Source organism: Lentibacillus sp. JNUCC-1, from assembly GCF_009741735.1.
In the GTDB taxonomy this organism is placed as follows: Bacteria; Bacillota; Bacilli; order Bacillales; family Amphibacillaceae; genus Lentibacillus_B.
Window position 1 is genome coordinate 1,270,388 of record NZ_WHOH01000001.1, and the last position, 20,358, is coordinate 1,290,745.

Here is a 20,358-nt window from a genome sequence, read left to right on the forward strand (position 1 = left end):
ACGCGCCCCGGACAGCAGAGACTTCAGCTGTGCGGGGCACGGTTTTTATCGTGTTAATCAGCCTGCGCGGCCGTAATGACGGCAATTTTATAAACATCGTCAGCACTGCATCCGCGTGAGAGATCGTTAACAGGTTTGTTTAACCCTTGCAAAATGGGCCCAAGCGCTGTGAATTTACCGAGTCGCTGGGTAATTTTATATGCAATATTTCCCGCATCAAGTGTTGGAAATACGAAAACCGTTGCATTTCCCTGAATAGCGGAATTAGGTGCCTTCAATTCGGCAACTTCAGGAATATAAGCAGCATCGAATTGCAATTCACCGTCGATCACAAGTGCGGGGTCTTTTTCCCGTGCAATGGCCAAGGCTTCTTCAATCCGCTCGGTCACCTCAGAGTGAGCTGAACCTTTTGTAGAGAAACTCAGCATTGCGACGCGCGGGTCTATTCCAAACACTTCAGCTGTCTCAGCGCTTTTAATGGCGATCTCGGCTAAAGCTTGGCTATCCGGCTCAATGTTAATCGCGCAATCGGCAAACACGTATGCTTCCTCTTCACGCACCATAATGAAGGCACCTGACGTTTTTTGGATGCCTGGCTTGGTTTTAATAATCTGGAAAGCAGGTCGCACCGTATCAGCGGTGGAATGGGTTGCTCCGCTGACAAGTCCATCTGCCTCACCCATCTGAACGAGCATGGTGCCAAAGTAATTTACAGACTTGAGAATTTCTCTAGCTGATTCTTCAGTGGCCTTCCCTTTTCTCAATCGGACAAATTCAGCCACCATCTCATCAAACTGATCATAGTTGGCTGGATCAAGTATTTTACATGTGCTGATATCGACACCGGCTTGACGTGCTTTTGCTTCAATCTCCCCAGGTTCACCGATCAGGATCGGCTGGAGTATGCCGGAAGCACTTAACTGACTGGCGGCAATCAAGATCCGCTCGTCCACTGCTTCAGGAAAGACGATCGAGCGCCCTTTGCCGCGAATCCGTTCTGTGACATTTTCAAGTATATTTTCCATTCTAACGCCTCCAGTTTAATCATCATGAATGACTGTCCTCTCTTTATGATAAACCATTCACAAAGAAATCACAGGCTCTGCAGGAAAAATCTTTGACAATCCTTTGACGATTCATCCGTGACAATGCCTTCAGTATGTGCAGTATACCCAATTGTGTTATAGTAAAAACGCAATACGATTTTTATCGAAAAGGAGACAGTTAGCATGGTTGAAGCTGTAGAAACAATGGATGGCTGGTATGCATTGCATGATATGCGCTCAATTGACTGGATGTCCTGGAAGCTCGCTACAAACCAGGAGCGTGAAGAGGCGCTTGCAAGCCTTACCAACCTGCTTACAAAATGGGAAGCTGTGGAAGAGGCCGAAGAAGGCAGCCACGCTTTGTACAAAGTCGTCGGACAAAAGGCAGACCTGATGTTTATGTGGCTCCGGCCGACAGTTGAAGAATTAACCGATATGGAAACCGAATTAAATAAATCCAAAATGGGTGATTTTCTAATTCCGGCCCATTCGTATGTTTCGGTTGTGGAATTGGCTAAATACCGCCCACAAAAAGATGGCGTTGATCCTGAAACGCTACCAGAAACACAAGCACGTCTGAAGCCAATTTTGCCGAAATGGGAGTATATGTCCTTTTACCCTATGAACCGGCGCCGGGAAGGCAACGAAAATTGGTACACCCTAGAAAAATCCGAGCGTGGCAAATTGCTGTACGAACACAGCAAAACTGGCCGTCAATATGCAGGCAAGGTGAAACAAGTCATTACAGGCTCAATCGGTTTCGACGATTGGGAGTGGGGTGTTACATTATTTGCCCACGATGTACTGGAATTCAAGAAAATCGTTTACCAAATGCGTTTTGACGAAGTGAGTTCCAGATACGGAGAATTCGGCTATTTCTTCATTGGCCACCGCCTTGACAAAGATGCCATCCCTGCTTATTTAAATGTTTAAAAACAAAAAGCGAAACCCGAAAATCATAAGTAATTTAAAAACGTTCTGTTCACACGAGCAGAACGTTTTTTATTTTGGATATTAAACATCATATAACAGGCTATTTGGGCATACGTATAATTGAGTGGATGCACGAAACATGTCTCATCCAGAAGTCAATAATCGAGGAGGGTTCTCATGAGTGAAAAAGATCAAAACGAGTATCGGCAGCAGTATATGAACGCCCCATACATGAATATGTATCAAGGGTATCCCAACTACTACTATCCGCAGTCATCTCCAGCATATTACCCATCATACCAGTATAATCAACCGCAGATGCCACAACAACAGCAGCCTTCAGCGCCTGATGTGAGTGGAATGCTGCCAATGGAACAGTCTTACGTGGAAAATATTTTACGATTGAACCGGGGTAAAGTCGCCACCCTTTACATGACGTTTGAAAACAACAGTCAGTGGAATGCAAAAGTATTTAAAGGTGTGATCGAAGCGGCCGGCCGCGATCATATTATCATCAGTGACCCCGAAACAGGCAAACGGTATCTCTTATTAATGATTTACCTTGACTACGTTACGTTTGACGAAGAAATCAATTACGATTATCCGTATGGTGCGGGCAGCCAAATGAGTATGTATCAGCCCAGATGATTCCGTTAGGACGACAGGATTCAAAAGCAGCACAGTGATCGTGTCACTGTGCTGCTGTTATCAATTGTATGGGCAAAAGAGGCGATCCCTATGAACCATCCTTTTGAAAAATTGATGAAAATGGAACTCATAGCCCTGATTGTCGTGCTGATTGTGGGCACTATAGCAATTGCCAAAGGGTTATTTCTGCTGATGATTATAGGGCTATACGGGATTGCCGCCAGTATGATCTTCAGTGGCATGGCAGCCATGTCAACACGTCACCCGGTCACCGGCATCAAGCAATTTCTGCGGGCCATTATTCTTATCATTCTAGCCACATTAATCATCAGCATCTGGTACAATACAGCGACATAATGATACGTGTGTCGCTTTTTAAATATATTTAACTACTGCATAACCAAGCAGGACCCAGCCCACCAGAAAAGCCACACCGCCAAATGGCGTAATCATGGCTAAGGCTTTAACACCTGTCGTTGAATAAATATAAAGTGAACCTGAGAACAGGATAATGCCAAGTGTAAACATCCACCCCGCCCACATCATGCCTGCACTCTGAACCTTTGCAAGTATCAGTCCAGTAATGAGTAGGGCTGTTGTGTGGAACATCTGATAATTAACCGCCTTCTCCCACGTCCCAAGCATTTTTTCAGATAGCTTACCTTCAAGACCATGCGCACCAAACGCCCCAAGTGCCACAGCCAAAAATCCGTTAACAATGCCAATCAGCAAGAATATCTTCATATAAATTACACCTCTTTTTTAGTTAAAAAACACTGTATTTTTGCGTAAGAGAGTTGCTTAAAAGTTTACGAGAGAACCGTGATTTCGCTCCGGGAAGTCGCTTTAACTTTATCACAGCTCAAGTGCGACATCTGTTCAAGAAAATCACTTTCACAGTGTCTTCTAGCCGCGGGCACGGCCTTAGCCTCCTCGCTCGCAAAAACCGCTCGCTGTGGGGTCTTCGGACTCGTGCTGTTCCCGCAGGAGTCGACTTCCCTCCGCTCCAATCACTCTATGTAATTCGGAGGCTTGGACGGCTCTGCGCACATATTCATATAGGGCACATACACGCTCTAACCAAGCTCGGGGAAAACACGGAGACTCCAGCGGGAGGATAAGCCTCGGTGAGACCCCGGAGCGCGGTAGCGCGAGGAGGCTCAGCAGCGCCCGCGGAAAGCGAAGTGTCTTCCCCGAGCGGTTGCCAGAAGCAATTATAAGATTCATATGCTTCGCTGTTTGTATTTAATTTTATTTAAGGTTAACTGTTCTTTAAAAGCAGCTTTTAGAAATCAAAAATGGAGTCTTCGGGTTCGTCAGCTGGTTTTAAACCATTTGTATTTTTTAAGTCTGTTTGCGTATTTGGGTTTGAGTTAGTCTTGGGCAACTGGGTTTCAGGACTTGCTTGCATATCACCCACGTCTCGGTCTTCAAGGATCAAGTCAGCTAGAAGACGTGCATTTGCGACGTGCTGAACGATAGCTTCTTCGCTTAAATCACCGCGACGCGTCGCCTGTAATTCATCGATCATTTTTTGTATGATCCTATCATGGCTTACATTCATGCCCTTCTCTCCTCTCTTGTCACTCTTCCCAGTATAATACAGACAAGGCTGCCGGAAAACTAAAAAAGCCCGGGTATGACTTTACCGGGGGTTGGTTTGGAGATATGAATCGTTTGCAGCATCTTTAGCCACACTGAAAAAGCCGTACCAACGGCTTTTTTTAATATGTATGCGATCTATACAGCTTCTTTCTCACCCTGCTGTTCTGTGAGCCAGGTTACAAAGAATACTTCCCTGACACACAAAGGTCTCCCAAGCTCTTCTTCCAGTGCATCACACGTTTTTTCAAATTCCTCCATACCAAAGCCCCCTTACAAATACATTAAAAATGTTTTCAATATTATTGTATCTTGTGAGAAGGAATTATTCAACCTCATTTTTCATTCAATTTTCAACAAAAACCACCAAAGCAGGTTGGTGGTTTTTGCTTATGTCCTATTCTTGATCCTGTAGCTGTTCTTCCAATTGAGCAATGCGCTCTTCAAGTTTCGTGACATCTTTCTTCAAAGCGAGACCAAGGTCGTCAGCGATTTTACGCGTTTGTTCCTGTTGCTTCTCATCCCATTTCCCGGTTTTGGTTTCACCTTTTTCAATAAGATCGTTCAACACTGTTTTGGCCTGCTCCTGAGTTAATTCATTCTTTTCGACAAGCTCATCAACAATTTTTTCGACACGTTCTTTACCACTGACAGCTGCACCAATTCCCAATAAAAAGCCTTTTCGTAATATATCATTCATGCGTATTGCCTCCTTTTGACATAAATGTTCATAAGTGGTATCCTTCTCACTCTTCTTATTCTTTTATTATACTAGATCTTCACTTGGCAAACGACCAAAACACATTGGCACCCTAATCATCTATACCCTGATGAAGAAATGGTTATGCTTGAGAATCAAATCTTCCATTGACTTTTATGGTTTCATCTTTATAATAAAAGAAATTATCATTTGAAAAGGGGGAAGTCACATTGAAAAACAATTCGTACTCGCTGGGTGATCATCTGCGCTTCATCATCCCATCTTTAGTTGGCATTCTTTTGTTCATGACACCCGTTCCAACGAAAGAAGGTACGACCATTCCAATCGCTGTTTTGGCTGACTGGGTTCAGGCGAAACTGGCAAATCAATTATCTGTTATTATGATGCTCATTATTATCGTTACTGCTGTGTTGACAGTACTGGCTAAGGTGGTTGGACGTGACCGATTAGAGAAAACCCCTTTTTTCCAGCAATTATTCCATGTAAGTTTATTTTGGACAATTACGCGGGTTGTTGCGGCTGTTTTTGCTGTCATGGTTGTATTTAAGCTTGGCCCTGAAGCCATTTACAGTGGTGACACTGGGGGTACATTGATTGGAGATGGCGGCCTTCTGCATGTATTATTTGCTGTATTCCTATTTGCGGGGTTGTTTCTGCCGCTCTTGATGAACTTTGGACTGCTGGAGTTTTTCGGAACGTTGATGACAAAAATTATGCGTCCGTTGTTCAAACTCCCGGGCCGCGGGTCGATTGACTCCCTTGCCTCCTGGATTGGAGACGGAACAATCGGGGTGCTGTTAACGAGCCGGCAATATGAAGGCGGGTATTATACAAAGCGCGAGGCTATTGTAATTGGAACCACATTTTCAGTTGTTTCTATTACTTTTACACTTGTAGTCATTTCTGAAGTCGGTCTTGCACATATGTTCGTCCCATTTTACTTAACGGTTTTATTGGCCGGATTTGTAGCGGCGCTGATCATGCCGCGCATCCCACCGTTATCAAGAAAGGCCGATACGTATGCGATTGAAAATGCTGAAGGCATCGATGAAACGGTGCCTGAAAATGAAAATGTCTTTACATTTGGCTATAAAAAGGCGCTTGCTCGTGCTAAAAACGAACGGAGCGTTTACCAATTTCTCAAAGAGGGCAGTCAAAACGTGCTGGACATGTGGATGGGCGTGGCCCCGGTGGTCATGGCATTCGGGCTGATTGCGCTGATTCTTGCGGAGTACACACAATTGTTCACATGGCTTGGCGTTCCATTTGTGCCATTACTCGAACTCATGCAAGTTCCATATGCTGCGGAGGCGTCAGAGACCATGCTTGTCGGGTTTGCAGATATGTTCTTGCCGGCGATTATTGGCGGTGGGATTGAAGCGGAAATTACACGTTTCATCATCGCGGCTTTATCCATTACACAGCTGATCTACATGTCAGAAGTCGGCGGCTTGCTCCTCGGCTCAAAAGTACCCGTCTCATTTCTCGACCTAGTGGTTATCTTTATCCTAAGGACCCTGATCACCCTCCCAATCATCGTCCTATGCGCACATATCATATTCTGATGGTTGATTGCGCTTTGACAATACCTGAGGAGAATGAAAATAGAGCAATCGGTAACGGATTTGTACATTTGCGGCTGGATTTGCACATTCATTTGCAAATATGCACATTCATAGCCGGATTTGCACATTCATTTGCAAATATGCACATTCACAGCCGGATTTGCACATTCATTCGCAAATATGCACATTCACGGCCGGATTTGCACATTCATTCGCAAATATGCACATTCACGGCCTGACATGACTTTCGATGCTACTCGCGGGCGCGAAACCGGAAATGGTTATTGTCAACTATTCAAAAGTAAAAACGCAGGCCCATTACAGGGCCTGCGTTTTTTGTGTGCTATTTTTACTTTGCTGCGAGGAGGGATTCGTGGACGATGGTGATCATGTCTTGGATTTGTTCTTTGGTTATGACGAATGGTGGTGCGAAGGCGAGTGTGTCTTGGCCGTGATAGACGATGGCTCTGCCAACCATGCCGCGCTTAAGCGCTTCTGCGACAACTTTCGGTGCTAAAGTCTCTCCTTCTATGCCCGAGTCAAGACTTATAGCGCCAAGCAGCCCGAGACCGCGATAACTCTTAATGCAAGTGTGCTGATCCTGCAGCCATTTAAAGCCTTTCAACAGCTCAAGCCCCATTTCATGCACGTGCTCCACCAAATTTTCCCTTTCAATAATCTCCAGGTTTTCCATCGCTACGACACAACCGACCGGGTGACCGCTGTACGTGTACCCATGCATGAAATTTCCTTCTGCCAAATCGGTCAATTCCTGGTACAGTCTGTCTGTGATCACCATACCGCCCAGAGGTGCATAGCCGCTTGTGATTCCTTTTGCAATGACCATCATATCCGGGACCACATCATAATGATCCATTCCGAACATCTTCCCAGTCCGGCCAAATCCTGTAATGACTTCATCGCTAATGAGTAAAATATCATGTCTGTCACAAATCTCACGGATTTCCTGGAAATAGCCTTCCGGCGGCAGGTTCACACCGCCCGAGCCTTGCACAGGTTCAGCGATAAAGGCCCCGATCGTATCTGCACCTTCCTGATCAATAAAATCCTGGAATGCCTGAACGGTATTTCCTACATGGTAAAAGTCTGACGCCATCGATGTGGTGAAATCATGAAACGGTTGAATGCCTGTTGCACTGGTAGAACCCATGGCCACACCGTGATACGATTTTTTCCTTGACGCGATTTTCCGTTTCTCCGGCCGGCCCTTCAACTTCCAATAATGCCGCACAGTCTTAAAAGCCGTATCGTTCGCTTCTGAACCCCCTGAGGTGAAGAATGTTGTATTCAAATCTCCAGGCGTCATGCTGGCAATTTTGGCCGCCAAGCGTATGACCGGCTCATGACTCCAATTGGAAAATGTTGAGCTAAACGCGAGTTTACCCATCTGTTCGGCTGCTGCTTTCCCCGGCTCCTTGCGCCCATGGCCAATATTGACATTCCAAAGCGAAGACAGGCTATCAATAAATGTTCTTCCAGTAATATCTTTCAGAAAGATGCCATCACCCTCTGTGAAGATCAGGCTTGGTCCGTCATCCTGAAGCTGTTTGAGTGATGATGTCGGGTGCAGAAAGTGCGCCTGATCAAGCGCCACCAACTCATTGTGCAGATCTGTCCGATTTTGTTTAAAAGCCGCTTGCATTCTAAACGCCTCCTTTATAAGTTTATAAATCACTTTTAAGGCTTCAAGTTAAATTGAACAACTTTTGGTTCAGTCATATCCTGAATGGCAAACTTCACGCCTTCTCGTCCGAGTCCTGACCCTTTTACACCGCCAAACGGCATGCTGTCAATGCGGTAATCACTGCTGTCGTTAATCATGACACCGCCTACATTCAAGCGTTGGGCCGCTGTCATGGCCGCATCAATCTGATTGGTGAAGATTCCTGCCTGCAAGCCGTAATCCACATGATTGGCCTTTTCAATGGCATCATCAAGATCTGCTGCCTCATATAGCAAAACGACGGGCCCAAAGATTTCTTCATGGGCGATTCGGCAGCCTGCAGGAACGTTCTTCAAAACGGTTGGCATGTAAAAAGCCCCTTCACGTTTCCCCCCAATCAACACTTCAGCACCTTTGTCTACAGCCTCATTCACCCATGCCTCAACTCGGCGTGCTTCGTTTTCATTGATTAAAGGGCCCATATCCATTTCTTCTAAATACTTCAATCCGGTCTTGAGTGTTTGCACCTTTTTGATAAAGTTGTCCTCAAACGTTCGGCAGACAGAAGACTGAACATAAATGCGCTGTACACCGATGCAATTCTGACCGGCCGTAGAGAAGGCTCCCGAAACACAAGCATCAACCGCATGGGAAAGATCGGCGTCATCCAATACGATCGTAGGACAATTGGATCCAAGCTCCATACCTATCTTTTTCAAGCCCGCTTTCCGTGCAATCGCTTCTCCAGTTTCAAGTCCACCTGTAAATGACACCATACGAACGGCTGGATGACTGACAAGTGTGTCACCGACTTCCTGCCCGCTCCCTGTCAATACTGTAAGCACATTTTTTGGCAGACCTGCTGCTTCAAATGCTTCTGCCAGCATCAGGGCGCTGAGTGGCGTAAGAGAGGCCGGTTTAACAATAATCGCATTTCCTGCAGCGATAGCCGGCCCAATCTTATGGGCGACCAGATTCAGCGGATCATTAAAAGGCGTAATCGCTGCAATCACACCGATTGGAAAGCGGTAATAATACCCGATCCGATTGTCATGCCCCGGCATCTGATCAAAGGGAATGGTCTCACCGGTAATGCGCCGTGCCTCTTCTTGAGATAAACGCAAGGTTTGAATGCAGCGCTCCACTTCACCGCGCGCCTCGCGAATCGTCTTGCTGCTCTCTGCTACAATGGTCTGGATAAACGCGTCACGATGATTCGCCACGTAGGCTGCTGTTTTCTCCAGCACTGCCATACGCTCATGCACAGGCATATTTGCTGCTGTATCTGCACCCCGTTTTGCCATTTCGACGGCAAAAACCGCATCTTCAGCCGAGGCTTTCGGGACGGTTGTGATCAGGCGCCCGTCCTCAGGGTTAAACACCTTAATAACCGTTCCACGATCCTCCCATTTTCCCGCCAAAAACATCTGCTTTCCTTTTACTGTCGTCTGCATGAACAACCCCCCAGTTCCAGTTGATTTTCTCAATCATTCAGCTAATGACTGGTGTCACATCCAAGTCGCCTTTTATAATTAAATCCCGGGTGTAGTTGGACAGAACCTCATGTCCTGTCTCGGTGACACGGAATGTTTCACTGATTTCGATCCCTTCATAATCAAACCAAAGTGCCGGAATCATATGAAACGTCATATTCGGCTGCAGAACGGTTTGATCTCCCGGGCGCAAGCTTGCCGTATGCTCTCCCCAATCAGGCGGGTAGCTGAGACCTGTCGAATAGCCAAGACGCGATTCTTTTTCAATGCCATAGCGTGATGTTGCCTTTCGCCATGCTGCCTCTACTTCTGCACAAGTTACGCCTGGCTTTACGGCATCCAGTGCTTCGTTCAAACCTTCCACAACAATTTTGGACAATTCAACCATCCGCTCATTCGGTTTTCCAAGAGAAAGGGTTCTCGCGAGCGGCGCATGATACCGCTTATAACAGCCGGCCATCTCCACAATTACAAGTTCTCCATCTTTGAATGGCTGGTCAGACCAAGTCAGGTGAGGCGCTGCAGTACGCTCGCCGGTCGGAAGCATTGGCACAATTGCCGGATAATCGCCTCCGTACTCCGGTGTACCGGAAATCAGTCCAGAATAAATTTGGGCCGCTGCATCACATTGGCGAGCGCCGGGGTAAATCGCCTGTTCAGCTTGATACATGGCGTTCTCTACAATACGGCCTGCTTTTTTCATATGCTCAATTTCATAATCTGATTTAATCATACGCAACTTATTGACAAGCAAACCTGCGTGTTTAAATTGCACATTTGGCAAGTGGGTTTTCAGTGTTTCATAGGCATAGGCACTAAAAAAATATGCGTCCATTTCCAATCCAACATGCGCTGTATCCAGTCCGTGCTCTGTTAGGTAGTCCGCAGCAAACATCATGGGATGCTTCGTTAATGACTGCACATAATCGTCAGGATAACCAATAATATTTTCATGTGAAATCCAAGTCGTCATCCGCGCTCCGGCAGCATCCATCTGTCTGCCCAGCCAGACCGGCTGTTCCCACTTCAAGGCTACAATCACCATCTGCTCAACATAAAAAGACCAGGCATCATATCCTGTCAAATAATACATATTCGACGGATTATTAATAAGGAGGACTTCTATTCCTGCTTTTTCCATCTCACGCTTTGTCTTAAGCAACCGCTCCTGATACGCCTGATACTCATCTTGACTAAACAACACATCTCTTACCTCCCTTGCCTGTGGTTCAACAGGTTATATCCCCAGTATACGCATCGGCAAGGAAGGGCGTCATGACCATTATGTATGAACTTTCAGAATCCGTTTTAGACAATTTGTATGAAAGCGCTGTCTTTGTTGCTGTGCGTTACTGAACGCACTTCATGAATCAGGCAGTTTATCGCTTAATACACCTGTCTGCCATACCTTCACACTAAATTGCAATAGAAACACATCATCCGGATTAACGAGCGACAGTCCTGTGAGTGATTCAATTTTACGCAATCTGTACAACAAAGACTGCCTGTGTAAATTCAGAATCCGTGCAGATCGGCTGACATTGCTGTTTTGGCTCATGTACACATTGAAGGTCTCAATCAAATCTGCACCTCGATCCCGATCATGCCTGATCAACGGGGCCACCGTTTTAAACATAATGTCCTGAATATCCTCATGGCCTGCGAGCGTCAGCATCAGCCTATTCAACTGCGTATCCTCATAGTGCACACGCTCGCCCTTACCTTTTTGCCGTCGCCCCATATCTAGAGCGGCGCGGGCTTTTTGGTAGCTGTTGTGAAAGACCATAATGCCGTCTTCATGCTTGCCAATGCCCCAGGAAAATACAACCCCTGGAATCAGCGCATTCATCCGCTTTTCAACAAGGTCCAAAAAGTAATGAACAGAGCCGTGTATGCCTTCGTCCTCTGCCTCAAAGAATATAATCAGCACATCGTCATCAAATGTAAAAGTCGCCTGTTTGCTGACAATCCCGCATGCATAGCGGATCTCTTCTTCCATATAAAAAATGAGACTCTCAAGGCCATATTGCGGGTCATCATAACGCGCTTCTGATAGTTCATCGACATTTTCCAAAAAACCAACAATACACACGTAAGGTAAATAGAGGTTATAGCCAAGAATTTTTGCCCGGGTGTGAATGTGGTCTGTTAAATAGCCAGGCGTTTTGGCAAGATTCCAGATAAAGTCATTCCGCAGCCGATTTTCCGTATGAACAATAGCATCCTCACGAGACTTCCATAAGGCAGCAGCAGCTGATAAATATTCCAAGATGTGCAAAACATTCCCGGTGGCCCGCACCCCTTTCGGCAGCATTATAATGAAGCTGCCTTGATTAACGCCTCCTGCTGATATAGATTTTTTAAGCAAATGCTGTTCATCGTGATAAGTCTGTTCAATATGCTGGGACACAGGTTCAAGGATAGCATCCTCATCCACAGATTGCCGTTCAGCCCATAAATCAGCCAACCTGTAGGCACGATCTATATCAGGTATGATTTTTTCATTTTTATCTACAAAAACAATGCGCCAACCCAATGACCGTTCTGCATATTGGACAATATCGGATAAAGCTTTTCCTTGCACAACAAGGTCGATAAGTCTTTTTTGAATCCTGCGTGATCGATTAGCGACATCTTCCTGCCAAGCATTCAATTCCGCCATCACAGCACGTTGTATGTCAGAAAAACGAATTTCCCAAGGGATCACCATAATGATAAACCGGTTATGCCTGGCAAAATCAATAACAGAGTCAGGTATGTCAAATATGTATCTTCCTACCGCAATTCCAAGCGCAGAAGCTCCTGATTCATAAACCTCTCTCACAAATGAAAACAATTTGTCAGGCTGGTTCTCACAATCCATTCCCATGGTAAGGATCAGTTCGTTATCTCGCACGAAATCCTCTACAGCTCCCTCAATCACCGACACCCACTCAACCTGACGCGCTCCTAACACCTCTTGACCCGTCACGAGATCACTCGTTTGCAAAAGCGGCAGTTTCATCACATCTTCAACGGTTAGATGCACGGGCTGACACCACCTTTCAAAACCTATTGGAATCAGATCACTTGTTAACTGAATTATATATTTCTTCCTATTTATTATCAATAATTTTTTAACAATTAAATCATAAGCAAAAATAAACCATCCCTTAACGAAGGATGGTTTAAATGCTTTAACGGTAGCCGACTTTGACTGCCTGGTTAATTTTTTGGGTATCCAAAGCTGTGTTTTTCGGGATTTCGTAATCCGGTTCTTCAGGTTTGGTGTCTTTTTTGATAAGGGACGGACTGAAACCATTCTCTTTAGCAACGGTTTGCATAAATTCGTAATAGCTCTTATCTGTTTTAGGACCGACATGATAGATGCCCTTGTCATTATTCTGAACCATGTCTATGATTGTGTCGGCCAGATCCCGGACATGGACAAATGTCCGCACAAGATCTTCGCGCTGTTCGATTTCACGTCCTGATCGCAGCTGATACAACAGTTCTTCTGTCCTGTCATCCCATTTCCCAACGTCATTCTCACCATAAATTGGACCGGCACGAAGGATCACAAAGTTGTTCAATTCATTATTGATTAAGCGCTCTGCTTTAACTTTGGCATTGTTGTACGTGCTGAACAAGTGATCCTCCGGCAGTTTGGACAATGGCGCTTCTTCTGTATATGGTCCGTCTCCTTCTCCAAAAACAAAGTCGGTTGACATATAAACCAGCTTTGTTTCCGGCTTAAGATGATTAATCACATGTATGAGCCCTTGTTCAATCAGACGGTCTTCATCAAAACCGCTCATAACTGACCAGACCACAACATCGGGGTCCTCCTGTTTATAAAGCTCTGAGAAAGCTTCTGGATCGTTGACATCAAGCTGACTCACTTCTGAGAAGGGGCTTTGTCTAAGCAGGTCAACGCCGGTAACTTCTGCCCCAGGAATATTTTTCGCGCGCTTATAAACGGATGCGCCTACATAACCATCTGCTCCAAATATACATATTTTCATGGGTAACACCTTCCTTTAAGATGCTTTTTTAATGTTCGTTGTTTGAGCTGCTTTTAATTTTTTCCAGCCGGATACACGGCCTTCTATGAGTGGTTCTGTAATCAGGCGAATCGGTTTTGTCGACAATACATAAACGATCAGCGCTGCCACCCCGGTAAACACCAAGACATCGAGTGCACTGTCAAATATGCTGACTTCTATATCCTTTACCCGCAGGAACTGGATCAGAAAACCATGCAGCAGATAGACATATAATGTGTAAACCCCGACTTTGGTAAATGAGAACGATCTTCTTGGCACCCAAGCGAGCACACTAGCGGTCATCAAGGCACTTGTAATATAAATAAGCAAGCGACCCACACCGCCAAATGTCGGTTCTCCCAGAATGTCATAGGACTTGGAAGCCAGCAGCCATCCTGAATTAAAGTCCGGTGCCAACGCAATACCCACAGCGACTAAGACCATTATCACGATTGAAGCCACTTTCACTGGCGTCTGCTTGAGTTTCATCAGGTGTTCCTTTGTGACCCAGTAACCCATTAAGAAAAACGGGAAGAATACGAATGTCCGGGATAAGCTGAACGCCTGGCCGATATCTCCGAAGTAGCCGACAATCAATCCAACCTGCACGGCGATCAGCATTCCGAGAATTGGCGGCCATTTTTTGAATAAAATCAGTAGGATGTGCCAGCTGAACAAGCTGAACAAAAACCACAATGACCATTGAGGGTGAAAAAGCCCAGATTCCCAACCTGACTTACCGAGCAGGAAGTAGTAGCCGGTGTAAACGACCTGAAATATCACATACGGTACTAATAGCTTTTTTATGAGATTCTTTATATAGGACATATTCCCTGAACCTTTTGCAAAAAAACCTGCGATCAGTATAAATGCTGGCATGTGGAACGTGTAAAGCCACATATAGAGCGTGTTCAATGCTGCTGAATCACCTGTATACGGCTGCATCACATGTCCGAACACGACGAGAAATATGAGCAGCACCCTCGCGTTGTCAAAATAAGCATCTCTCACGTCAATCACCTTTTCCTTAAGTTCAAATAGACCTGTTCCTATGCAGGATATACCCGAATGTCTATTTGCAACACGGGGTTTTCGACGATTTAACGGTTTTGAGAATGAATTGTTGCCGAGATGACAATGACTGATATGTAATTGTCATCTTTTACATTAATTTGCGATATGAAACAACGCGCAACTCGGCTCGATACTGTTATTAAAACACAGCATCTTTAAACTGCGACGTACTATATTTCTAATGTCTGCGTTTACTCACGTATGTGTGTGTGATGCTCTCGTATTGTCTGTGTATGCTCTCGTAAGAGCGGGTCTTGCGCTCGTATTGTCTACGCATGCTCTCGTAAGACCGGGTCTTGCGCTCGTATTGTCTACGCATGCTCTGTAAGACCGGGTCTTGCGCTCGTATTGTCTACGCATGCTCTCGTAAGACCGGGGCTTGCGCTCGTATTGTCTACACATGCTCTCGTAAGAGCGGGTCTTGCGCTCGTATTGTCTACGCATGCTCCCGTAAGAGCGGGTCTTGCGCTCGTATTGTCTACGCATGCTCCCGTAAGAGCGGGTCTTGCGCTCGTATTGTCTACGCATGCTCTCGTAAGAGCAGGTCTTGCGCTCGTATTGTCTACGCATGCTCCCGTAAGAGCGGGTCTTGCGCTCGTATTGTCTGTATTTCAGTCAGTGGCCTTGGAAGCTTCTCACAAGTATTGGAATTTTACACTTCTCATAAAGCTCGGGAAAACACGGAGACTCCAGTAGGAGGATAAGCCTCGAAGAGGCCCCGCAAGCGCGCATTTAAGGAAGGAAGGCTAAATCGCGACGTCAATCGCCACTTCTTCATGACCCACGTCCTGTGGGCCGAGGCTTAGCAGCGCCCATGAGACGCGGAGTGTTTTCCCCGAGCGGTTGCCAGGAGCGGTCACTTCAGTTTTAAGCAAGGTTTTAGGATTTTGATGCTGTTTTCTTTTTGGTGGTTGCTGTTGTTTTTTTGCGTTTTGGTTTTGCTGGTTTTGGTTTAGGTTTGTCTTGTTTGGCTTTATCGAGTGAAGCTTGGAGTGCATCCATTAGGTTACTCACTTGATCATTCTGCGGTTTCGTTGGTGCAGTTGTGATGTCTTCGTTGTTTTTCTTCGCTTCGATGAGGTTGAGGACAGCCTCTCGATAGTCGTCCTGATAGTTCTCGGGTTTGAACTCGGTTGTCAGCTGTTCGATCAGCATTTTGGCTGTATCAAGTTCTTTCTTTCCCATGTCAACGTCATCCGGAACATTCGGGACGTCTTCTGCGCGTCGCACTTCATCTGGATAATGAATTGTTTCGACCACAAGGGCCTGCTTGTAGATACGGATGACGGCGAGCTGTTCTTTGGAACGTATCATCATCTTGGCCACACCGATTTTTCCAGTGTCAGCTAGAGCAGATCGCAGCAGTCCATATGCTTTCGAACCGCCTTCATTTGGTGATAAATAATAGCTTTTTTGAAAATAGATCGGGTCAATCTCATTAAGCTCCACAAAGTCCATAATTTCAACGGTCTGCTCACCTTTTTCGCCCTTAATGGATGCCAGGTCTTCTTCCTCAAGCAGAACGAATTGATTCTTCGCGTATTCGTACCCCTTTACAATTTCGTCATTTGCCACGTCTCGTTCACAAGCCGGGCAGACCTTTTCATATTTAATTGGGGACTGACAGACAGTGTGCAACTGACGGAATCTAATGTCCTTGTCTTCTGTTGCGGCATGCATTTTGACAGGAATATTGACAAGGCCAAAACTGATCGTTCCTTTCCACATGGTGTGCATGGTAGGCCTCCTTTTTAGAGTTCTTTTTAGTTAGTGTGGTTTATCGTAGGGTTACTATGCTTGTGAGTATTTGGCAGATGACGTGGGGATATTAAACCATTGGGAGGTGTTTGACATGCAACAGGTGATGAAGCCGGTAGCGAGAGCTGAGTGGCCGGTTGGGCAAGAATGGTTATATGAAGTGAAGTATGATGGGTTTCGGTGTGTGCTTGACTGGGACGGCAATTCAGTTTCACTGACGAGCAAGTATGGCAAGGATCTTTCGACTAAGTTTCCTGAGATTACAGAAGACGTCCGTGAAAGTTTTGCTGCCAAGCCGCCATTGACACTGGACGGCGAACTCGTTATTTTAAACACCCCATTGCAAGCCAATTTCTCGCTGCTGCAACAGCGCGGACGGTTGAAAAACGCTGGAACGATTGCTGAAAAAGCCAACATGCGTCCAGCGACTTATATGGCATTTGATCTGGTAAAACATAATGGGAATGATGATACTCAAGTTCCTTTTTCTAAAAGAAAAAAGCAACTGAAAGACTTGATTGGCACGGGTGGATTGCGTTTGCGCTATGTACCAGCGACGCGAGACATTAACGCTTTATGGCAGGACGTATTTGTTCACCGGGGTGAAGGCATCATTGCCAAACGGAAGACGGGTACATATCAGAAAGGCAAGCAGCACCATAGTTGGTTCAAAGTGAAAAATTGGCGCACCATCAAAGGTGTTCTGACCGGTTACAACACTTCGAACGGATATTTTACTGTACAAGTAAAAGACGGGGATCATTGGCGTGAGATCGGTAAATGCAAACATGGGCTGGATGCAGAATCCAGAAACACGCTTGAGCAATTTTTCAAGGCTCATGGGAAAGCGCACAAAGGTCAACTGGAACTGCCTCCAGCGATTGAGGCTGGAATTCACACGTTGGATTTGTATGAGGCTGAACTGAGGGAGCCGGAATTCGTTCGTGTCGGACCTTTAACAGAGCAATGGACTGCGGACCAGCTGGAACACGACTTAGCCTTGTATCCAGAATCAGTCGACCTCTCGAACGCCGATAAGTTGTTCTGGCCGGATGCCTTGCTCTCGAAAGGCGATATGCTTATTTTCTTGCGGAAAATAGCACCTTATATGCTGCCTTTTCTTAAAGACAGAGCGCTCACCCTCATCCGCTTCCCTGATGGTGTTACGGGCACACACTTTTATCAAAAACATCTGCCAGATTATGCACCGGACTTTTTCAAAAGGTCGGGCAGCGGGGATGACGTATTGATCCAGTGCCGGACATTACAAGAGCTTATATGGCTTGGCAACCACGGGACACTTGAGTATCACATGCCCTTTCAAATGATCGGAAAGCCTATGCCCTCTGAAATCGTGTTTGACCTCGATCCGCCTGACCGGGAACAGATGAAACTCGCCGTGAAAGCTGCCCACCTGATTAAACAGCTCCTTGATGGGCTGCATCTTGCATCTTTTATTAAAACATCTGGCGGAAAAGGTCTGCAGATTCACATTCCATTGCCTGACTCAGCGCTCAGTTACGAAGATACAGCTCTTTTCACAGAAGCGATTGCCAAAACAGTCGAACAGGCGCAACCGGATCTGTTTACGACCGAGCGGATGAAAAACAAGCGCAAGGGTCGGCTTTATATCGACTATGTTCAGCATGGCAAAGACAAAACGATCATTGCACCGTATTCACCCCGAAGTTCGGCGGAAGGAACCGTGGCCACGCCGTTATTCTGGCATGAAGTAACAGAAGACCTGCGTCCGGAAGCTTTTACAATTGAAAACGTTGTGTCCAGGGTTCAAACAATGGGGTGTCCTTTTGCCGATTATTTTACGGTCGGGAAAGAACAGAAGCTGGAGGCGCTGTTGGAGCGGATCAAGTGAACAAGTGCTGTTACCCTAACAACAGAGTCATCCCGCTCCCCAATACAACACCTGCTATCACGACGACCCAAGCCGGTAGCCTCCAGACAGACAACATGGCAAATAAAATGGCAGCCAGTGCAAAATCAGCGCCATTGGTAATCCCGCTCGTAAAAACCGGATCATAAAAAGCGGCCAACAGGAGACCGACAACGCCCGCATTCACGCCGGTTAGTGCCCCTCGGAACGTCGGACGTTTGCGTAACGCTTCGAAAAAAGGCAGCACACCGATGATCAGTAAAAACGACGGCAGAAAAATCGCGATGGTGGCAACAGCCGCTCCGGCTATACCATGGATCATGGCACCAAGGTAGCCGGCAAACGTAAACAATGGACCTGGCACAGCCTGAGCCATCCCGTAACCTGACAAAAATTCACTCCCTGTTAAAAGACCAGGCGGCACAACTTCCTGCTCCAAAAGCGGCAGCACGACATGCCCGCCCCCAAACACGAGCGAACCGACACGAAAGAATGTGTCAAAAAGTGCTATGAATGCATGATCTATTACTCGGGCCAAAACAGGGAGACCGGCCAACAGAAGACCGAGCGCTGTCAAAGCGCCTGCACCCACCTTTTTCGAGATTCTGATTGGAAAAGATGAGCCCGAGGCATCTGCTTTACGGGTAAAAAAAGCCACCCGACAAAACCAGATGCGACAATGACGCCGATTTGCATCCAGACAGACGGAACAAGGAGCATAACGAGTGTCCCAGCGAGTGCAATTGCAATCCGTGGCTTGTCCGGTGTCAGCTTTTTGCCAAGACCAAGGACAGCATGAGCCACCACTGCGACTGCCACAACCTTCAGACTTAGAATCCACGCAGGCTCCTGAAAAGCGAGTGATTGATAAACAAGCGCAAACAGAACGAGAACAACAACCGATGGTATGGTAAATCCAAACCATGCGAGAATACCGCCAGTGAGCCCACCTCTAAGCATCCCAATGGAAATGCCAACCTGACTGCTCGCGGGTCCCGGAGGAAATTGGCATAAAGCAATAATATCTGCATACGTCCGGTCATCCAGCCACTTGCGCTTGTCGACATATTCATTTTTAAAATATCCCAAATGTGCCACAGGGCCGCCAAATGACGTCAGCCCCAGCTTAAAAGCCGTCCACAAGATCTCCCATAATGAATGTTTCTGTCCCATGATTCCTCCAAAGTAAATGTTTGCGCACGCCGTGTGAACGCAATCCAATGAATAGTGGATCCTATCGGAGCAACAGTGCTTCCTATCAAAGCAAGAAGACGGTCTATCAAAGGAAGATCGCACTCTACCCGAGCAAAGGCGCTTTCTATCCAAGCAAGATCCCAATCTATCCAAGCAAGAATGCCTTCTATCAAAGCAAGAACCCATCCTATCCAAGCACGGACCCCGTTCAACGTGCTGCATGTGCTCTCATCTTACCATTAACCATGAATCAATTGGGAGACTTTACACAAAATTAACATCACGTTTTTGTTACTTTCCAGGCTGATGATCAACAATTTCTTTTAACACCTGAGCCTGGTTGTGCTGCTCATCTTTTGCACCGAAGAGCAATGTAAGATTTTTGTTGTGTTCCCGTGTCCGCTGTTTCAAGGTTTCCAGTGCTTCCTGTTGCTTGCCGCTCTCAAGCTCCTGTTTATACTTGGACTTGAAATCTTCCCACTTGTCCGGATCATGGCCAAACCATTTGCGCAGGTCATTGGATGGAGCAATTTCCTTCAGCCATTCATTAATTTTCGCATCCTCTTTGGCCATTCCTCTTGGCCAAATGCCATCCACCAATACCCGGTAACCGTCTTTTTCCTCTGCATCATCATAAATGCGTTTCAAATTAACTGGCATTTGTAAATACCTCCTATGTTTGTCTGATGGTACATCATTACCCTTTTTAGCCACATATTAAAAG

At 46.2% G+C, this 20,358-nt stretch carries 19 protein-coding genes and 1 pseudogene; 6 read left to right on the forward strand and 14 right to left on the reverse strand.

Annotation, left to right across the window (positions count from 1 at the left end; genetic code table 11):
* Positions 1–53 precede the first annotated feature (53 nt).
* Positions 54–1,025 carry a phosphate acetyltransferase gene (gene pta / locus JNUCC1_RS05730; protein WP_156644519.1) on the reverse strand — a complete coding sequence of 324 codons (972 nt, stop codon included), beginning with the start codon at positions 1,023–1,025 and terminating at the stop codon, positions 54–56.
* Positions 1,026–1,229: 204 nt separating this feature from the next.
* Between pta and hemQ the strand changes: the two genes are divergently transcribed.
* From hemQ to JNUCC1_RS05745, 3 genes are all read left to right on the forward strand, one after another.
* Complete coding sequence (hemQ, locus tag JNUCC1_RS05735) at positions 1,230–1,979, forward strand: hydrogen peroxide-dependent heme synthase (RefSeq protein WP_156644520.1); 750 nt, start codon at positions 1,230–1,232, stop codon at positions 1,977–1,979.
* A 177-nt stretch (positions 1,980–2,156) separates the two neighbouring features.
* Positions 2,157–2,627, forward strand: coding sequence for a spore coat protein GerQ (gene gerQ, locus JNUCC1_RS05740; protein WP_156644521.1), 471 nt, complete (start codon positions 2,157–2,159; stop codon positions 2,625–2,627).
* Positions 2,628–2,717: 90 nt separating this feature from the next.
* Positions 2,718–2,984 carry a hypothetical protein gene (locus JNUCC1_RS05745; RefSeq protein ID WP_156644522.1) on the forward strand — a complete coding sequence of 89 codons (267 nt, stop codon included), beginning with the start codon at positions 2,718–2,720 and terminating at the stop codon, positions 2,982–2,984.
* 18 nt (positions 2,985–3,002) lie between these two features.
* Here the strand turns inward: JNUCC1_RS05745 and JNUCC1_RS05750 are convergent, their stop codons facing one another.
* The 4 genes from JNUCC1_RS05750 to JNUCC1_RS05760 form a co-directional block, all read right to left on the reverse strand.
* On the reverse strand, positions 3,003–3,371 hold the full coding sequence (locus tag JNUCC1_RS05750; RefSeq protein WP_156644523.1) for a DUF423 domain-containing protein: 369 nt from the start codon (positions 3,369–3,371) through the stop codon (positions 3,003–3,005).
* Positions 3,372–3,912: 541 nt separating this feature from the next.
* The gene (locus JNUCC1_RS05755; RefSeq protein WP_156644524.1) at positions 3,913–4,191 is read right to left on the reverse strand and encodes a DUF5327 family protein; all 279 of its coding nucleotides are present in this window, start codon (positions 4,189–4,191) and stop codon (positions 3,913–3,915) included.
* Between the two features lie 176 nt (positions 4,192–4,367).
* Positions 4,368–4,490 carry a hypothetical protein gene (locus tag JNUCC1_RS18980; RefSeq protein ID WP_269448135.1) on the reverse strand — a complete coding sequence of 41 codons (123 nt, stop codon included), beginning with the start codon at positions 4,488–4,490 and terminating at the stop codon, positions 4,368–4,370.
* A 136-nt stretch (positions 4,491–4,626) separates the two neighbouring features.
* Positions 4,627–4,929: a phasin family protein gene (locus JNUCC1_RS05760; RefSeq protein ID WP_156644525.1), complete on the reverse strand. Its 303-nt coding sequence runs from the start codon at positions 4,927–4,929 to the stop codon at positions 4,627–4,629.
* A 230-nt stretch (positions 4,930–5,159) separates the two neighbouring features.
* Here JNUCC1_RS05760 and JNUCC1_RS05765 point away from each other — a divergent pair, with 230 nt between their 5' ends.
* Positions 5,160–6,515: a YjiH family protein gene (locus tag JNUCC1_RS05765; protein WP_231746999.1), complete on the forward strand. Its 1,356-nt coding sequence runs from the start codon at positions 5,160–5,162 to the stop codon at positions 6,513–6,515.
* Between the two features lie 349 nt (positions 6,516–6,864).
* Here JNUCC1_RS05765 and JNUCC1_RS05770 read toward each other — a convergent pair whose 3' ends face one another.
* The 7 genes from JNUCC1_RS05770 to ku form a co-directional block, all read right to left on the reverse strand.
* Entirely contained in the window at positions 6,865–8,178 is a 1,314-nt protein-coding gene (locus JNUCC1_RS05770; RefSeq protein WP_156644526.1) for an aminotransferase family protein, read from the reverse strand.
* Between the two features lie 35 nt (positions 8,179–8,213).
* Complete coding sequence (locus JNUCC1_RS05775) at positions 8,214–9,653, reverse strand: aldehyde dehydrogenase family protein (protein ID WP_156644527.1); 1,440 nt, start codon at positions 9,651–9,653, stop codon at positions 8,214–8,216.
* Positions 9,654–9,690: 37 nt separating this feature from the next.
* Entirely contained in the window at positions 9,691–10,896 is a 1,206-nt protein-coding gene (locus tag JNUCC1_RS05780; RefSeq protein ID WP_331713622.1) for a M24 family metallopeptidase, read from the reverse strand.
* A 159-nt stretch (positions 10,897–11,055) separates the two neighbouring features.
* Entirely contained in the window at positions 11,056–12,720 is a 1,665-nt protein-coding gene (locus JNUCC1_RS05785) for a PucR family transcriptional regulator (RefSeq protein ID WP_156644528.1), read from the reverse strand.
* Positions 12,721–12,868: 148 nt separating this feature from the next.
* Positions 12,869–13,696 carry a sugar nucleotide-binding protein gene (locus JNUCC1_RS05790; RefSeq protein ID WP_156644529.1) on the reverse strand — a complete coding sequence of 276 codons (828 nt, stop codon included), beginning with the start codon at positions 13,694–13,696 and terminating at the stop codon, positions 12,869–12,871.
* 15 nt (positions 13,697–13,711) lie between these two features.
* Positions 13,712–14,737: an acyltransferase family protein gene (locus JNUCC1_RS05795; protein WP_331713623.1), complete on the reverse strand. Its 1,026-nt coding sequence runs from the start codon at positions 14,735–14,737 to the stop codon at positions 13,712–13,714.
* A gap of 933 nt (positions 14,738–15,670) precedes the next feature.
* On the reverse strand, positions 15,671–16,528 hold the full coding sequence (gene ku / locus JNUCC1_RS05805) for a non-homologous end joining protein Ku (RefSeq protein WP_156644531.1): 858 nt from the start codon (positions 16,526–16,528) through the stop codon (positions 15,671–15,673).
* A 115-nt stretch (positions 16,529–16,643) separates the two neighbouring features.
* On the opposite strand from ku, the gene ligD reads away from it, so the two are divergent.
* Positions 16,644–18,422: a DNA ligase D gene (gene ligD / locus JNUCC1_RS05810; protein WP_231747000.1), complete on the forward strand. Its 1,779-nt coding sequence runs from the start codon at positions 16,644–16,646 to the stop codon at positions 18,420–18,422.
* Positions 18,423–18,432: 10 nt separating this feature from the next.
* On the opposite strand, the pseudogene chrA reads toward ligD, so the two are convergent.
* Positions 18,433–19,613 (reverse strand): annotated as a pseudogene (gene chrA, locus JNUCC1_RS05815) (chromate efflux transporter).
* 47 nt (positions 19,614–19,660) lie between these two features.
* Between chrA and JNUCC1_RS05820 the strand changes: the two are divergent.
* The gene (locus JNUCC1_RS05820) at positions 19,661–19,912 is read left to right on the forward strand and encodes a hypothetical protein (RefSeq protein WP_156644532.1); all 252 of its coding nucleotides are present in this window, start codon (positions 19,661–19,663) and stop codon (positions 19,910–19,912) included.
* A gap of 13 nt (positions 19,913–19,925) precedes the next feature.
* Here the strand turns inward: JNUCC1_RS05820 and JNUCC1_RS05825 are convergent, their stop codons facing one another.
* Entirely contained in the window at positions 19,926–20,294 is a 369-nt protein-coding gene (locus JNUCC1_RS05825; RefSeq protein ID WP_156644533.1) for a DUF488 domain-containing protein, read from the reverse strand.
* Positions 20,295–20,358: the final 64 nt, after the last annotated feature.

Coding starts and splice junctions, on each gene's coding strand:
- pta (WP_156644519.1), bottom strand. CDS start 1,025: ATGGAAAATATACTTGAAAATGTCACAGAACGGATTCGCGGCAAAGGG.
- hemQ (WP_156644520.1), top strand. CDS start 1,230: ATGGTTGAAGCTGTAGAAACAATGGATGGCTGGTATGCATTGCATGAT.
- gerQ (WP_156644521.1), top strand. CDS start 2,157: ATGAGTGAAAAAGATCAAAACGAGTATCGGCAGCAGTATATGAACGCC.
- JNUCC1_RS05745 (WP_156644522.1), top strand. CDS start 2,718: ATGAACCATCCTTTTGAAAAATTGATGAAAATGGAACTCATAGCCCTG.
- JNUCC1_RS05750 (WP_156644523.1), bottom strand. CDS start 3,371: ATGAAGATATTCTTGCTGATTGGCATTGTTAACGGATTTTTGGCTGTG.
- JNUCC1_RS05755 (WP_156644524.1), bottom strand. CDS start 4,191: ATGAATGTAAGCCATGATAGGATCATACAAAAAATGATCGATGAATTA.
- JNUCC1_RS18980 (WP_269448135.1), bottom strand. CDS start 4,490: ATGGAGGAATTTGAAAAAACGTGTGATGCACTGGAAGAAGAGCTTGGG.
- JNUCC1_RS05760 (WP_156644525.1), bottom strand. CDS start 4,929: ATGAATGATATATTACGAAAAGGCTTTTTATTGGGAATTGGTGCAGCT.
- JNUCC1_RS05770 (WP_156644526.1), bottom strand. CDS start 8,178: ATGCAAGCGGCTTTTAAACAAAATCGGACAGATCTGCACAATGAGTTG.
- JNUCC1_RS05775 (WP_156644527.1), bottom strand. CDS start 9,653: ATGCAGACGACAGTAAAAGGAAAGCAGATGTTTTTGGCGGGAAAATGG.
- JNUCC1_RS05790 (WP_156644529.1), bottom strand. CDS start 13,696: ATGAAAATATGTATATTTGGAGCAGATGGTTATGTAGGCGCATCCGTT.
- ku (WP_156644531.1), bottom strand. CDS start 16,528: ATGCACACCATGTGGAAAGGAACGATCAGTTTTGGCCTTGTCAATATT.
- ligD (WP_231747000.1), top strand. CDS start 16,644: ATGCAACAGGTGATGAAGCCGGTAGCGAGAGCTGAGTGGCCGGTTGGG.
- JNUCC1_RS05820 (WP_156644532.1), top strand. CDS start 19,661: ATGAATAGTGGATCCTATCGGAGCAACAGTGCTTCCTATCAAAGCAAG.
- JNUCC1_RS05825 (WP_156644533.1), bottom strand. CDS start 20,294: ATGCCAGTTAATTTGAAACGCATTTATGATGATGCAGAGGAAAAAGAC.